This window comes from Pseudomonas sp. S5D5 (genome assembly GCF_003013355.1).
Taxonomy (GTDB): Bacteria; Pseudomonadota; Gammaproteobacteria; order Pseudomonadales; family Pseudomonadaceae; genus Aquipseudomonas; species Aquipseudomonas aylmerensis.
Genome location: NZ_PTEO01000001.1, coordinates 1,885,141 through 1,899,869 on the forward strand (window position 1 = coordinate 1,885,141; position 14,729 = coordinate 1,899,869).

The 14,729-nt window shown below is 61.0% G+C and carries 16 protein-coding genes; 2 read left to right on the top strand and 14 right to left on the bottom strand.

The features are described from left to right. Positions 1-57: 57 nt before the first annotated feature. The 6 genes from C9990_RS32435 to minC all read right to left on the bottom strand — a co-directional run bounded on the left by C9990_RS32435 (position 58) and on the right by minC (position 4,944). The gene (locus tag C9990_RS32435; RefSeq protein ID WP_177410322.1) at positions 58-225 is read right to left on the bottom strand and encodes a hypothetical protein; all 168 of its coding nucleotides are present in this window, start codon (positions 223-225) and stop codon (positions 58-60) included. Positions 226-444: 219 nt separating this feature from the next. Next, on the bottom strand, positions 445-1,734 hold the full coding sequence (locus tag C9990_RS08990; protein WP_106803055.1) for a M18 family aminopeptidase: 1,290 nt from the start codon (positions 1,732-1,734) through the stop codon (positions 445-447). 469 nt (positions 1,735-2,203) lie between these two features. Further along, positions 2,204-2,839: an RluA family pseudouridine synthase gene (locus C9990_RS08995; RefSeq protein WP_065903447.1), complete on the bottom strand. Its 636-nt coding sequence runs from the start codon at positions 2,837-2,839 to the stop codon at positions 2,204-2,206. Positions 2,840-2,934: 95 nt separating this feature from the next. Continuing rightward, the gene (gene minE / locus C9990_RS09000; RefSeq protein WP_003175252.1) at positions 2,935-3,189 is read right to left on the bottom strand and encodes a cell division topological specificity factor MinE; all 255 of its coding nucleotides are present in this window, start codon (positions 3,187-3,189) and stop codon (positions 2,935-2,937) included. Positions 3,190-3,192: 3 nt separating this feature from the next. Then, positions 3,193-4,005 carry a septum site-determining protein MinD gene (gene minD / locus C9990_RS09005; protein ID WP_003175251.1) on the bottom strand — a complete coding sequence of 271 codons (813 nt, stop codon included), beginning with the start codon at positions 4,003-4,005 and terminating at the stop codon, positions 3,193-3,195. A 201-nt stretch (positions 4,006-4,206) separates the two neighbouring features. Continuing rightward, positions 4,207-4,944 carry a septum site-determining protein MinC gene (gene minC / locus C9990_RS09010; protein WP_065903444.1) on the bottom strand — a complete coding sequence of 246 codons (738 nt, stop codon included), beginning with the start codon at positions 4,942-4,944 and terminating at the stop codon, positions 4,207-4,209. 118 nt (positions 4,945-5,062) lie between these two features. Here minC and C9990_RS09015 point away from each other — a divergent pair, with 118 nt between their 5' ends. Together C9990_RS09015 and C9990_RS09020 are read left to right on the top strand one after the other, a co-directional pair. Then, positions 5,063-5,995 carry a lipid A biosynthesis lauroyl acyltransferase gene (locus C9990_RS09015; RefSeq protein WP_065903442.1) on the top strand — a complete coding sequence of 311 codons (933 nt, stop codon included), beginning with the start codon at positions 5,063-5,065 and terminating at the stop codon, positions 5,993-5,995. An 84-nt stretch (positions 5,996-6,079) separates the two neighbouring features. Next, positions 6,080-7,228, top strand: a complete 1,149-nt coding sequence (locus tag C9990_RS09020) for a patatin-like phospholipase family protein (RefSeq protein WP_106803056.1) — start codon at positions 6,080-6,082, stop codon at positions 7,226-7,228. Positions 7,229-7,338: 110 nt separating this feature from the next. Here the strand turns inward: C9990_RS09020 and C9990_RS09025 are convergent, their stop codons facing one another. The 8 genes from C9990_RS09025 to puuE form a co-directional block, all read right to left on the bottom strand. Then, positions 7,339-8,124: an outer membrane protein OmpK gene (locus C9990_RS09025; RefSeq protein WP_065903436.1), complete on the bottom strand. Its 786-nt coding sequence runs from the start codon at positions 8,122-8,124 to the stop codon at positions 7,339-7,341. Between the two features lie 23 nt (positions 8,125-8,147). Further along, positions 8,148-8,516, bottom strand: a complete 369-nt coding sequence (locus C9990_RS32265) for a hypothetical protein (protein WP_141697272.1) — start codon at positions 8,514-8,516, stop codon at positions 8,148-8,150. A gap of 44 nt (positions 8,517-8,560) precedes the next feature. Continuing rightward, positions 8,561-9,904 (bottom strand): nucleobase:cation symporter-2 family protein, encoded by a 1,344-nt coding sequence (locus tag C9990_RS09030; RefSeq protein ID WP_106803057.1) that lies wholly within the window; start codon positions 9,902-9,904, stop codon positions 8,561-8,563. A gap of 177 nt (positions 9,905-10,081) precedes the next feature. Beyond that, positions 10,082-11,380 carry a urate hydroxylase PuuD gene (locus C9990_RS09035; RefSeq protein ID WP_106803058.1) on the bottom strand — a complete coding sequence of 433 codons (1,299 nt, stop codon included), beginning with the start codon at positions 11,378-11,380 and terminating at the stop codon, positions 10,082-10,084. Between the two features lie 51 nt (positions 11,381-11,431). After that, a complete protein-coding gene (locus tag C9990_RS09040; RefSeq protein ID WP_027603915.1) occupies positions 11,432-11,935 on the bottom strand; it encodes an ureidoglycolate lyase in 504 nt (167 codons plus the stop codon). A 137-nt stretch (positions 11,936-12,072) separates the two neighbouring features. After that, positions 12,073-13,068 carry an allantoicase gene (gene alc, locus C9990_RS09045; RefSeq protein ID WP_065903426.1) on the bottom strand — a complete coding sequence of 332 codons (996 nt, stop codon included), beginning with the start codon at positions 13,066-13,068 and terminating at the stop codon, positions 12,073-12,075. 81 nt (positions 13,069-13,149) lie between these two features. Continuing rightward, positions 13,150-13,665 carry a 2-oxo-4-hydroxy-4-carboxy-5-ureidoimidazoline decarboxylase gene (uraD, locus tag C9990_RS09050; protein WP_065903423.1) on the bottom strand — a complete coding sequence of 172 codons (516 nt, stop codon included), beginning with the start codon at positions 13,663-13,665 and terminating at the stop codon, positions 13,150-13,152. Then, on the bottom strand, positions 13,662-14,588 hold the full coding sequence (gene puuE / locus C9990_RS09055) for an allantoinase PuuE (RefSeq protein ID WP_065903420.1): 927 nt from the start codon (positions 14,586-14,588) through the stop codon (positions 13,662-13,664). Before puuE ends, uraD begins: the two co-directional genes overlap by 4 nt. Between the last annotated feature and the right edge of the window lie 141 nt (positions 14,589-14,729).

Genomic DNA, 14,729 nt, shown 5'->3' on the forward strand with positions numbered 1-14,729 from the left:
GGAAACGACGAATTGACCGAGTGTACGAGGCCGCTATGCCCAATGCGAGTGCATTTGTCATTCGGCCAGTTTGGCGAGGATCTTGTACACCACGGTGCCCAGGATCAGCAGCATGCCCACCCACATGCCGAACACCCCGGCAGGTTTGTCACGAAAGTTGAAGCCGACCGCGAGCATGATCATGCCGATCACAATAGGGATAAGCATGGTGTGGAAGGAGGACATGGAGATCATCGGGCGACGGCCTTGTCAGAGTGGGAATTCTGACAAGTCTAGGCCGGATTGCAGAAAATGCAGGTGATACAGATCAGGTGTGCGTAGAAATGAATGTGGGAGCGGGCTTGCTCGCGAAGGCTATACATCAGTCAGCCGATTCAGTGGCTGACACACCGCCTTCGCGAGCAAGCCCGCTCCCACAGTTCTGACCGCAGTCAGTTGCCGAGATCAGGGCAGGTCGCGGCTCGCGTAGAACGCGCCGAGTACCTTCACCAGATGCGCCAGGTCATGGCTGCCGCACAGTTCACGGATGGAGTGCATGGCAAACGTCGGCAGGCCGATGTCCACGGTGCGCACGCCCAGGTGGCTGGCAGTGATCGGGCCGATGGTGGAGCCGCAGCCCATGTCGCTGCGCACCACAAAGCTTTGCACCGGTACTTCCTGGGCCATGCACAGGTGGCGGAAGAACCCGGCGGTTTCGCTGTTGGTGGCGTAGCGCTGGTTGCTGTTGACCTTGATCACCGGGCCGGCGTTGAGCTTGGGGCCGTGGTTGGCGTCGTGCTTTTCGGCGTAGTTGGGGTGCACGCCGTGAGCATTGTCCGCAGACACCAACAGCGATTTCTGAATGGTGCGTACGAATTCATCACCTTCCGGCAACAAGCGCCGCAGGGTCTGTTCGAGCATCGGGCCATCGGCGCCGCAGGCCGAGCAGGAACCGACTTCTTCGTGGTCGTTGCACACCAGCACGCAGGTTTCATCGGTCTCGCTGGTGATCAAGGCTTGCAGGCCGGCGTAGCACGACAACAGGTTGTCCAGGCGTGCGCCGGCGATGAAGTCGCCATTCAGGCCGATCACGGCGGCGCTCTGGGTGTCGTAGAAGCTCAGCTCGTAGTCGAGCACCACGTCGGCGTTCAACCCATGTTCGCGGGCCAGTTGCTCGGTGAGCACGGCGCGGAAGTCCACGCGCTCATCGCCGGCAAATTGGGCGAGGATCGGTGGCAGCTCGGTCTGCGCATTGATCGCCCAGCCCTGGTTGGCTTCACGGTTCAAGTGAATGGCCAAGTTGGGAATGATGGCGATGGGCAACTTGAAGTCGATCAGCTGGCTTTCGACCTTACCGTCACGGCGGAAGGTGACACGGCCCGCCAGGGACAGGTCGCGGTCGAACCACGGCGCCAGCAGCGCGCCGCCGTAGACTTCGACGCCCAACTGCCAGAAACCCTGGCGCTGCAGTTCCGGCTGTGGCTTGACGCGCAGGCACGGGCTGTCGGTGTGGGCGCCGACCAGGCGGATGCCGCCCAGCAGCGGCGAGTGGCGGCCGAGCTTGAAGGCGATGATCGAGGAGTCGTTGCGGGTCACGTAGTAGCGACCATTGGCTTCGGTGGTCCAGGTTTCGCGCTCGTCGAGACGCTGGTAGCCGGCGGCTTCGAGGCGCTGGGCCAGGGCGGCGGTGGCATGAAAAGGAGTAGGGGAGGCCTTGAGGAAGTCGATCAGGCCTTGATTCAACGCTTCGCGCATAAATAGCTCCAGACAGCAATGCGCGGAGTTTACCGTATTGGCTACACATTTGAAGTGAAGCTGCCTTCTTGAACACCACACAGAACCACTGTGGGAGCCGTCGAGCCCCAGCGAGGCCGCGAAGGCGGTGTGTCAGGCACAGAGGGGCTATCAGTGAAACCGCCTTCGCAGCCTCGCTAAAGCTCGACATCTCCCACAGTTGGGCGCTGTGGTGGCTGGAATCTCAGCCACATAGCGAAACCTAGCGGTCGCTGGGATCCAGCTCACCCAGCGACACTCTGCAGAAACTGCAATCAGCGAAACCCGGTGCCTGCTCAATCCCAGCCACACAGCCGCCCCCCTTGTGGGAGCCGTCGAGCCCCAGCGAGGCCGCGAAGGCGGTGTGTCAGGCGCAGAAGGACTGTCAGTGCCACCGCCTTCGCAGCCTCGCTAAAGCTCGACAGCTCTCACATTTGAGCGTGTGTGCAGCTTAGAACGGTGCAGGGCACTCGAAGCGCACGCGTTCGCCGCTTTGCGGATGGGTGAAGCTCAACATGCTGGCGTGCAGGCACAGGCGTGGCCAGGCGGCCAGGGCTTGTTCGTGGGCGTAGAGCCCATCACCGAGCAATGGATGCCCGATCGACAGCATGTGCACGCGCAACTGATGCGAACGCCCGGTGATCGGCGTCAGTTCGACGCGGCACCAGTCGCCGCAGCGCTCCAGCACCTTCCAGAAGGTCAGCGCGTGTTTGCCGAATTCGTGGTCGACCACGTGGCGTGGCTTGGTCGGCGGGTCGTAGCGCAGGGGCAGGTCGATGCTGCCGCTGTCCAGTTCCGGCTGGCCCCAGGCCAGGGCGGTGTAGGCCTTTTCGGTTTCGCGGTCGTGAAACTGACGGGACAGTTCGCGGTGCGTATCGGCGTCCCGGGCGAGCAGGATGATGCCCGAGGTTTCCCAGTCCAGGCGGTGGACAATGCGGGCTTCGGGGTAGCCGTTTTCCTGCAGGCGCGTGATCAGGCAGTCCTTGTTGTCATCGGCGCGGCCAGGCACCGAGAGCAGCAGGGTCGGCTTGTTCACCACCAGGACAGCGTCGTCCTGGTGCAGGATATGAATAGTGGACAGCGGCATTAAACAGCCTCGTAACAAACGCCAACGGCGGCTCGCCCACCCGGCCCGTAAAACAGGTCAGGGTGAACGAGCCGCCGTGGCGGCCGCCTGTTCGATCAACGATCAGGCAGGGTGATATTGAGTTCCAGAATCGAGCAGCTGCCGTCATTTTCCAGGGCGACATGCACGTCATCGTTACCGATATTGACGTACTTGCGGATCACCTCGACCAGTTCCTTCTGCAAGGCCGGCAGGTAATCCGGAGTGCTGCGTTGGCCGCGTTCGTGCGCCACGATGATCTGTAGACGCTCTTTCGCTACCGACGCGGTACTTGGCTTTTTGTTGGCGCGAAAGAAGTCGAGAAATTTCATTGTTTAGTTGCCTCCAAAGATACGCTCGAAGAATCCCTTCTTCTTGACATCGAGGAAGCGATGTTCCACGGTCTTGCCCAGCAAGCGATCAACGGCATCGCTGTACGCCTGGCCGGCGTCGCTCTGGTCGTCGAGAATCACCGGCACGCCCTGGTTGGATGCCTTGAGCACCGCCTGGGATTCCGGGATCACGCCCAGCAAGGTCACGGCGAGGATTTCCTTGACGTCTTCAACGCCAAGCATTTCGCCATTGCTGACGCGCTCAGGGTTGTAGCGGGTCAGCAGCAGGTGTTCCTTGATCGGGTCCTGGCCTTCCTCGGCGCGCTTGGATTTGCTGGCCAGAAGGCCGAGCATGCGGTCCGAGTCACGTACCGAGGACACTTCCGGGTTGGTCACCACGATGGCTTCATCGGCAAAGTACATCGCCAGGTGAGCACCGGTTTCGATACCCGCCGGCGAATCACACACCACGTATTCGAAGGTTTCTTTCAGCTCGGCGAGGACTTTGCCCACGCCTTCTTTGGTCAGTGCATCCTTGTCACGGGTCTGGCTGGCGGCCAGCACGTACAGGTTCTCAAGGCGCTTGTCCTTGATCAGGGCCTGTTGCAGGTTGGCTTCGCCGTTCACCACGTTGACGAAGTCGTACACCACGCGGCGTTCGCAGCCCATGATCAGGTCGAGGTTACGCAAACCGACGTCGAAGTCGACGATGACTGTCTTGTGGCCGCGCAGAGCGAGGCCGGTACCGATAGCGGCGCTGGTGGTGGTCTTACCCACACCACCCTTGCCGGATGTAACCACGAGAATCTTGGCCAAGGTGTTTCACCCCTAAGGAAAAAGGACTTTTCAGTCCCTGAAAAACATCTCTTGGAACTCGCTGCAGGCGGGCAGCCCTAGTAGGAAAAAGATGTGGTTTCCGTAGGGGAAACGCCAACTTTCAATTATTCCTACGCAAGTCTTGCCGGTTTCGCTGTGCTATCAGAGTCTAGAGATGCTTGGAAAATGCGGCAGTATCCGTTAAAGACGGATGATGTTCAACACATCGCCCGACAGGCTGACCTGCACCCCGGCCCCCCACAGCGGATCACGGCGCAAATCTTCTGAAACCTTGTACTGGCCTGCGATGGACACTAGTTCAGCAGTCAACTGCTGGCAAAAAATACGCGCTTTGGTATCACCCTTGATGCCGGCGAGGGCACGTCCGCGCATCGGGCCGTATACATGGATATTGCCATCGGCGAGAAGTTCCGCCCCCGGACTGACCGAGGAGATCACCACCAGGTCGCCACCCTGGGCGTAAATTTGCTGCCCGCCGCGTACGGGCGAGGTGATGATCTTTGTAGGCTTGATCGTAGGCTCCGGAGGTTTTTCCGGTTTTTTCTTCACTTCGCCGACCAAAGGTTCAAGCGGACGCTCGCGCGCGCCGGATGGCGGCAGTACTGGCAGTTCAATGGCGATGGCGGCGGCGATGTCTTCGATACGGCTGGCGCGAATCGCCAGGGTACGCAGGCCATGGGAGCGGCACACACGCATCAGGCCGGGCAGGTCAATCGAGCCTTGGCCAGCCGGCAATTTGTCCAGGGCCAGCACCAGCGGGGCATTGTTGAAGAAGTTCGGCGCCAGGGCGACCTTGGCGGCGAGCTGGCGATCCAGGGCGTCGAGGTCGTTGCGGGCGAGTTCCAGCACGGTGATGGCGAGCATGCTGCCTTTCAGCTGGAACACGGGATCTTGGTCTAGCGGTTCGGTTTGGCTCATGGTCGGCAAAAGCGGCTTGTCACGAAAAGTGTCGAGACTTATAACGAGAACACTCACTGGCCGCAAGCCGAGTCGAACCGTTGTAGAATGCGCGGCCCTGTCTTTACCGGAATCTGTAATGGATCGCCCGCGTTTTCGAGCTGTATTTTTTCACCCGCGTTTTTGGCTGTTATGGCTGGGACTCGGCCTGCTGTGGCTGGTCACCCAATTGCCGTACCGCGCGCTGCTGACCATTGGTCGCCTGCTGGGAGCGGGCATGTACCGGGTGGCCGGTGAACGTCGGCGTATCGCCGCGCGAAACCTGGAACTGTGCTTCCCGGAAAAATCCGCCAAGGAGCGTAAGCGCCTGCTCAAGGAAAACTTCGCCTCCACCGGCATCGCCTTCTTTGAAATGGCCATGAGCTGGTGGTGGTCGCGTCAGCGCCTGGCGCGCCTGGCCCACGTCGAAGGCCTTGAACACCTCAAGCAGGCCCAACTGGATGGCAAGGGCGTGATCCTCATGGCCCTGCATTTCACTACGCTGGAAATCGGCGCGGCCCTGCTGGGGCAGAAACACACCATTGATGGCATGTACCGCGAGCACGGCAACCCGTTGTTCGACTACATCCAGCGCCGTGGTCGCGAGCGTCACAACCTCGATTCGCTGGCGGTCGAGCGTGAAGACGTGCGCGGCATGCTCAAGCTGCTGCGCGCCGGCCGCGCCATCTGGTACGCACCGGACCAGGACTACGGCGCCAAGCAAAGCGTGTTCGTGCCGTTGTTCGGCATCCAGGCCGCCACGGTGACCGCCACCAGCAAGTTTGCCCGCCTGGGCAAGGCGCTGGTGGTGCCGTTCACCCAGGAGCGCCTGGCGGACGGCAGCGGTTACCGCCTGGTGATCCACCCGCCGTTGACCGACTTCCCCGGCGAAAGCGATGAAGTCGATTGCCTGCGGATCAATCAGTGGGTCGAAGCCTCGGTACGAGAATGCCCCGAGCAATACCTGTGGACCCATCGCCGCTTCAAGAGCCGGCCACCCGGTGAGCCTAAACTGTACGAAAAACGTCGTTGATAAGAGCGTGTGGCGGCTGTGCAGTCCTCCGGGAGCAAGCGCCCTCGCCACAAAGAACGAGCTTTCCCCACACGGAGTGATGCGATGCGCCCAGCTGAACCGGTTACAGGCTTGATTCTTTCCGGCGGCGGGGCGCGAGCGGCGTATCAGGTGGGGGTATTGGCGGCGATTGCCGAGCTGTTGCCGCCGGGAGCGCCGAACCCTTTTCCGGTGATCGTCGGCACCTCTGCCGGCGCGATCAATGCGGTGAGCCTCGCCAGTGGCGCCATGGACTTCACCGCCGCGGTCCAACGTCTTACCGTGTTCTGGCAGGGCTTTCGCAGCCATCGGGTGTTACGCAGCGACTGGCCGGGGGTGATTCGCCAGGCGAGCCGGTTCTTTATCCACAGCCTGCTGGGCATCGGCGCCCAGGTGCCGGTGGCGTTGCTCAATAGCGCGCCGCTGCGCGATTTGCTGCAGGAGCGGTTGAACCTGGACGGTATCGACGAAGCCATCCGCCACCAGCATTTGCATGCGGTCGCGGTGACGGCGTTCGGCTACGAATCCGGGCAGGCCGTGACCTTCTACCAGGGCGGCGGCACCATCGACGCGTGGTTGCGCCATCGGCGTATCGGCGTGCCGACGCAACTGACGGTTGAACACCTGCTGGCCAGTTCGGCGATCCCCTTGTTGTTTGCGCCGGTGAAACTCGACCAGGAGTATTTCGGTGACGGCGCCGTACGGCAATCGGCGCCGATCAGCCCGGCCTTGCACCTGGGCGCGAGCCGAGTGCTGGTGGTCGGCGTCAGCGGTAACCCGCGGCGTAACGAGCCGTCGACGCAGCGCACCTACACCGGCCAGGAGCCGACGTTGGCGCAGATTGGCGGGCATATGCTCAACAGCACGTTCATTGACAGCCTGGAAAGTGATATCGAACTGCTGGAGCGCTTGAACCAGTTCAGCCACGTGTTGCCGGCGGATGCGGCGATACAGGGCCTGGCCCCGGTTGAAGTGCTGGTGATTGCACCCAGCCAGCCGATCGATGAAATCGCAGCGCGTCATCGGCAGGAATTGCCGGCGGCGCTGCGCCTGTTCCTGCGCGGGCCGGGGGCGACCAAGACGAGCGGGGCGGGGGTGTTGAGCTACCTGCTGTTCGAGGCGGGGTACTGCAGCGAGTTGATTGAGTTGGGCAGGAAGGATGCGTTGGCCAAGCGCGAGGAACTGTCGAGGTTCTTAGGCCTGTCACCGGTCTAAAAATGTGGGAGCTGGCTTGCCTGCGATAGCGGTGTGTCAGCCACCGAATCGCTGACTGATCCACCGCCTTCGCGAGCAAGCCCGCTCCCACATTTGTTTTGCAGTGTTATTTAGAAGTGATACTTGACCAGGAAGCTCGCCGTGTCCTGGTTGGTCTTGAACGCGCCGGAATCCTCGATCCCGTACTTGTTCTTCCAGTAGTCGTATTCGAAACCCACGTACAACTGTTTGTCGCCCCAGTGCAGCGCCTTGCCCAGGTCATATTTGACCTGTGGGTTGAAGTGCAGGTTGGCGTGATAAGTGCCGCGCGCGTTCTTGTCGTTGTCCGTCACCCAATCCATGAAGCCGTCGATGAGGATGTCGGAGTTGCCGACCGGGACGGTGTACGACCATACCGGGGTGATTTGCCAGACGCCGTCACCCGGGCGATTGCCTTCGGTCTGGCGCTGGTAGAAGTTCAACTGGAAGTAGTCGAAACCGGGGATATTCAAATCAAAGCCTGGGCCGAGCAAGTACGACTCGTTGTCGCCTTCGCCGAACTCATAAGTGAAGGCCAGCAGGACATCCTTGATCGGGCCGAATGACAAGTCCTTGTCGAAAATCTTGCCAAACGACAGGCGCGGGCTGAACTCACCGTAATAAGTATTGGGGCCGACATTGCCGTCTTCCTTGCCGTTGTAAAAGATGCGGTCGAGGAAGAAGAAGTTGTCGCCGTACTTCCAGGCGTCGGCATGTTCGAATGTCACGGTTTGTTGGATCTGCGGGTTGACGGTAAAGCTCTTGCCCCACAAGTAAGTCAGGCTGTTGTTCTGCCACTGCAACAGATCACCGGCCACGGCCTGGCCACCGGCCAGCAGGGATCCCGCCAGCATCAGGCCTTTGAACATAGGTTTCATTCGGTTGCTCCCGAGTTAAAGTTTTATGGTTTTTCTTCTACGCAGGCGCTCTGGTGTGGCGCCTTTTGGTTCGCTGCAAAAATCGTCTGTTCGGTCAGCTTTAATGCTTTTAGCAAGAGCTGCGCCAAGGTGTTTAAAAAGCCAAAAAATCCCCGTCGGCTGCATCGGATGCAGTCGAATATCGAGAACTTTTGCGCACTTTGGCAGCAGACATTGGGCCGGGGTAAGTTGGCCTTGCAGTCAGCTTTTACATTGGCTGTTTTTTTTTGAGTCGATTCGAGCGGGCGCGGAGAATACTGGCTCCAAAGCCTTGGCTCAAGTGCGCCGTTACAGAGCGCATGGGGCAGGAATGGGGCACGGCGGGTGGCCGGCCCCGGGTGAATGGCGTGCATGGGGCAGTTTCCTGTTCGTTGTTATTGTTGTTTTAACGAAGGAATCAATGCGTGTGGGCGACGACAGGGCGTTCAGCCCCGCCGAGAATGTTGAACAATATGTTCAGCGACAACGCGCTGAGGGTGGCCATGGCGATCCCGCTGTGGGTAATCGGGCTCATCCACAGTGGCAGTTGCGCGAAGAACTCCGGGCGCACCACCGGGATCAGGCCCATGCCGATGCTCACCGCCACCAGCAACTGGTTGCGGCGGTCGGCAATGTCGGCTTCCTGGAGGATCTTGATACCGGTGGCCGCGACCATGCCGAACATGGCAATCGCCGCGCCGCCGAGGACCGCCGGTGGAATCGACGCCACCAGGAACGCGGCCTTGGGCAACAGGCTGAGCACGATCAGGAAAGCGCCGGCCATCATGGTCACCGAGCGGCAACGCACGCCGGTCATCTGCACCAGGCCGATGTTCTGCGCGAACGAGGAGTGGGTAAAGGTATTGAAGAAACCGGCGAAGAATGACGCGCCGGCATCACACAACAGGCCGCGGCGCAGCATCTTCGGCGTGACGTCCTGGCCGGTGATCTTCCCCAGCGCGAGGAACATCCCGGTGGATTCGACGAAAATGATCACCACCACCAGGCACATCGACAGGATCGGCGCCAGCTCGAACTTGGGCATGCCGAAATGCAGCGGCGTCACCACTTGCACCCACGGCGCCTGGGTCAGGCCGGCAAGGTCGACCATGCCGATGGCGCCGCACAAGGCGTACCCCAGGCCCATGCCGATCAACACTGAGATATTGACCCAGAAACCGCGCATGAAGCGGTTGATCAACAAAATGGTGGCCAGCACCAGGGCGGCAATTGCCAGGTAGATCGGCGAGCCGAAGGTGGCCGCTGCACTGCCGCCACCGGCCCAGTTCACGGCCACCGGAAACAGCGACAGGCCGATCGCGGTGATCACTGTGCCGGTCACCAGCGGCGGGAAGAAACGCACGACCTTGGACATGAACGGCGCGATCAACAGGCCAAAGAAACCGGCGGCGATGGTCGCGCCGAAGATTCCCTGCAGACCGATGCCGGGCATGCCGGCCATCGCGACCATGCTGCCCACGGCGGCGAAACTGGCGCCCATCATCACCGGCATGCGAATGCCCACCGGGCCGATGCCGAATGACTGCACCAGGGTGGCGATACCGGCTACCAGCAGGTCGGCGTTGATCAGAAAGGCGATTTCTTCACGGCTCAGGCCGGCGGCCTGGCCAATGATCAGGGGGACGGCGACGGCGCCACCGTACATCAGCAAGACGTGTTGCAGGCCTACCAGAATCAGTTGCAAGAGGGGCAGCCGCTCCATCGCGGGCGCGGCAGGGATCTGCGGTTCTAACTGGGACATGCAACACCTCGGATCTTTTTTATTTTTGTGTTGTTTGGAACGCAATCTTCGAAACTCAGAAAATCCCCTGTGGGAGCGGGCTTGCTCGCGAATGCGGTGGTTCAGCCACTGATGTGTTGGATGACACACCGCATTCGCGAGCAAGCCCGCTCCCACATTTGGACCTGCGTCAGTCTGTCAGTTGGTACGCGCCCCCTGATTGATCCACGTGCCAATCAAGTCACGCTCCTGCTGGGTCATCTGGGTGATGTTGCCCAGCGGCATGATCTGGCTCGCCACGGCTTGCGCTTGAATGCGCGCCGCCTGCTGCTGGATCTGCGCCGGGGTATCGAACATCACCCCGGCCGGCGCGGTGCTGAACAGTGGGCTGGTGGGCTTGGCCGAATGGCACACGGCGCAGCGCTCCTGGATCACCCCGTGCACCTTGTCGAAATCAATCGTTGCCTGGGCCGGCGCAGGTGCAGGTTCTGCGGCTGGCGCGGCAGGGGCAGCGGGCTTCAAGCCACCGCCCAAGGCGGTTTCCGGCAGCGGCTGGTACTCGATCGCCGCCGGTGCCTTGGCCACGTCCGGAGCGGTCGCAACGGGCTTGGGCCCGGTCACATACGCCAGGCAAATCATCGCCAACGCGCCCACCGGCAAGGTCCACGCGTACTTCTGGCTGTTGTGGCGGGTGTTGAAGTAATGCCGCACCAGCACTGCCGCCACCGCGATCCCGGCCAGGATCAGCCAGTTGTACTGGCTGCCGTAGGTGCTCGGGAAGTGGTTGCTGATCATGATGAACAGCACGGGCAGGGTGAAGTAGTTGTTGTGGCGTGAACGCAGCAAGCCCTTGGCCGGCAGGGCCGGATCCGGCGTGCGGTTCTCGGCGATTGCCGCCACCAGCGCGCGTTGCGCCGGCATGATGATGCGGAACACGTTACCGACCATGATGGTGCCGATCACGGCGCCCACGTGCAGGTACGCGCCACGGCCACTGAACACTTTGCTGAAGCCGTACGCGGCGGCAATCAACAGCACGAACAGAATGAAGCCGAGCAGGGCAGGGCGCTTGCCCAGGGCCGAGTCGCAGAGGAAGGAGTAGATGAACCAGCCGACGAACAGTGAGCCGATGCCCAGCAGCACGCCTTCCGGACCACTGAGGCTGCTGCCCGGGGCCAGCAGGTACAAGGTCGGGTTGGAGTAGAACACCACGCACAGCAGCGCGATGCCTGACATCCAGGTGAAATAGGCTTCCCATTTGAACCAGTGCAGGTTGTCCGGCATGGTCGGCGGGGCCAGTTTGTATTTTTCCAGGTGGTAGATACCGCCACCGTGGATCGCCCACAAGTCACCGGCCAGGCCGTCCTTGGGGTTGACGCGGTTGAGGTTGTTTTCCAGCCAGACGAAGTAGAACGAAGCGCCGATCCAGGCGACGCCAGTGATCATGTGAACCCAGCGCACGCTAAGGTTCAGCCATTCCAACAGATGTGCTTCCACAGTCTTTACCTCTCGCCTGTCACCCTTGTTGTCGGGTGATCCGGCCTTCTCTTATTGGTGGGGGGCGAGGATCAATCGCTCATCCTCTTTGAAGAAATGCTCATCGCAGTTATTGCCTGTGCCACTGCGATCAACCACCAGGAAGTCATCCCGCTTTTCGATCGTCAGCACCGGGTGGTGCCAGACGCCGCGATGGTAATTGATGCCCTGCCTGCCGTTGGTGACGAAGGCGCGGACCAAGCCTGATACAGGTGCATCGCCAAGTGGCGCGACCACGATCAGAAAGGGGTTGCCGAGCAGCGGGATGAAAGCCTGGCTGCCCAGCGGGTGTCTCTCCAGCATGCACACGGTCAGCGGCATATCCAGCGCGTCGGCGCGGAAGATGCTGATGATCGCGTTGTCTTCAGGCTGCGCGGTTTCTACCGTTGCCAGCTTGTGAAAGCGCATGGTCGACCCGTTGTTGATCATGAAGTGATCGCTGCCATCGGTTTCGATAACGTCTCCGAAAGGGGCGAAGGCTTCTTTGGTCAGGGGTTCGATCATCAGTGTGCGCATGGCTGTCTTCTTAATCTTGTCTATGGATCGTTCCCACGCTCTGCGTGGGAACACCGCCCCGGACGCTCTGCGTCCGCTCTTGTGACGCAGAGCGTCACGGAATGCGTTCCCACGCGGAGCGTGGGAACGATCGGGTGTTACTTCGCGACCTTGCCGAGAACGCGCAGGCGGCTCACACCGCCATCCGGGAACACGTTCAGGCGGATGTGGGTAATCGGGCCCAGTGCCTTGATCTGTTCGGCGAAGGTGTGTTCGGCGTGCATTTCCAGTTTCTGTGCCGGCAGCAGTTCGCGCCAGAACAGCGATTGGGTTTCGATCTGGCTGTCGGTGCCGCCCTTCACGAAGGCGCCCTGGATCGAGCAGGTGTCCGGGTAGTTGCCCTTGAAGTGCAGGGTGTCGACGATGATCTTCTCGATCTCGCCCGGGTGACCCAGCGCGACGATCACCCAGTCATTGCCTGGCGTGCGACGACGTGCGGTTTCCCAGCCGTCGCCCATATTGATGCCACGGCCCGGGTTGAGGATGTTGCTCATGCGGCCGAAGTGTTCATCGGAGCACGCCAGGGCGCGACCGCCATTCAACGCGGCAGCCAGGTCGACCTGTTCGTTGTCGCCGATTGCGGACCAGTCGCGGAACGGCACGCCGTACACACGCAGGCGGGCCACGCCGCCATCCGGGTAGATGTTGAAGCGCAGGTGACTGAACGCCTGGTCGTTGCTGATTTCGTGGTAGTGGTGGCTGTTGCCCTGCAGCTCGACGGCCGACAGCACTTCCACCCACTGGGTATTGTCATCCGGCTCGCCCGAGGCCAGGAAGCAGGCTTCCAGCGAGGCCGATGGCGGGAAGTTGCCGGTGAAGAATGAAGTGTCGATGTCCACGCCCTTGATCGAGCCCGGTACGCCCAGGCGGATCACCGCGCTGTCGTAGCCTTCGAAGCGCTTGCGGCGCGACTCCCAGCCGTCCATCCACTTGCCGTTGTCATCGAAAACGCCCTCCTTCCACACGGCCGGGGTCGGCTGGAACAGGCGGTTGGCGTCGGCGAACCAGTCATCGGTGACGGAGATGATCTTGGTGCCCAGGCGGGCGTCGGCCAGGTTGACGAACTTCTCGAAAGGTACGGCGTAAGCTTTCATTCTTCTTGTCTGCCTTAAATAGAGTGGCTTGGGATGCTCGCCAGGCCCTGGGCGTTCATGAACCGCTCGGGCCAGGTCTGCTTAAAGAGTCAGTAATCGGAACAACGCGATCTTGTTGATCTCGTCCAGCGCGCACTTGAACTCGGTGTCCACCGAGTTGTGGATGCGCGTTTCGAACGCGGCGAGGATCTGATGCCGGTTGCTGCCTTTTACCGCCATGATGAAGGGAAACTTGAACTTGGCCTTGTAGGCGTCGTTCAGCTCGGTGAAGCGCGAGAACTCTTCGGCCGTGCATTGGTGAATACCGGCGCCAGCCTGTTCATTGGTGCTGGCTTCGGTCAGTTGGCCCTGGACGGCGGCTTTGCCGGCCAGGTCCGGGTGAGCGTTGATCAGCGCCAGTTGGCTGGCATGATCGGCGCTCAACAGGATGTCGCTCATGCGCTGGTGCAGGGTTTCGATCTGGTCGATCGAGGTGTCCTGGCCCAGGTCGTAGGCTTTTTCGGCCACCCATGGCGAATGTTCGTAGATGTCGGCAAAGGCTGCGACGAAAGCGTCGCGGCTCAAGGTCGAGGGTTTCAATGTCTTAAACGCAGTCATTTCGCAGCTCCCGTGTACGGGTGGGTTGCTTGCCAGTGACGGGCGATATCGACGCGGCGGGTGAACCACACCTGTTCGTGGCTTTTGGCGTATTCGATAAAGCGCTTCAACGAAGCCAGGCGCGCCGGGCGGCCGATCAGGCGGCAGTGCAGGCCGATCGAAAGCATCTTCGGCGCCTCGGCGCCTTCGGCGTACAGCACGTCGAAGGCATCCTTGAGGTACTCGAAAAAGTCATCGCCCTTGTTGAAACCCTGCACCTGGGTAAAGCGCATGTCGTTGGTGTCCAGGGTATAGGGGATCACCAGGTGCGGCTTGCCGGTCGGGTTGTTGGGTTCCCAGTAGGGCAGGTCGTCGTCGTAGGTGTCGCAGTCATACAGGAAGCCGCCTTCCTCCATCACCAGCCGCCGGGTGTTGGGGCCGGTGCGCCCGGTGTACCAGCCCAGTGGGCGTTCGCCGGTCAGTTCGGTGAGGATGCGGATGGCTTCGAGCATGTGCTCGCGCTCCTGGGCCTCGTCCATGTACTGGTAGTCGATCCAGCGATAGCCGTGGCTGCAGATCTCGTGGCCGGCCTCGACCATCGCGCGGATCACATCCGGGTGGCGCTGGGCGGCCATGGCCACGGCGAAGATGGTCAGCGGGATATCGAATTGCTTGAACAGCTTGAGGATGCGCCACACGCCGGCACGGCTGCCGTACTCGTACAAAGACTCCATGCTCATGTTGCGTTCGCCCTGCAGCGGCTGGGCCGAGACCATTTCCGAAAGGAAGGCTTCGGACTCTTTGTCGCCGTGCAAAATGTTGCGCTCGCCACCTTCTTCGTAGTTGAGTACGAACGACAAAGCGATGCGCGCCTTGCCCGGCCAGTGGGGGTGAGGAGGGTTACTGCCGTAACCGATCAGGTCGCGTGGGTAGTCAGCGCTCACTGCAGTCTTCCTTCTTGTTCGTGGTAGCAAGTGTGTGGCGGCCAGCGGAAAGACTGGGTGGCGTCACAGCGATGGGCTGATTGTATACAACTTGATGGTCACTTTGTAAGCCTGTATTTCCGCATTTTTTCTCGGCGGTTG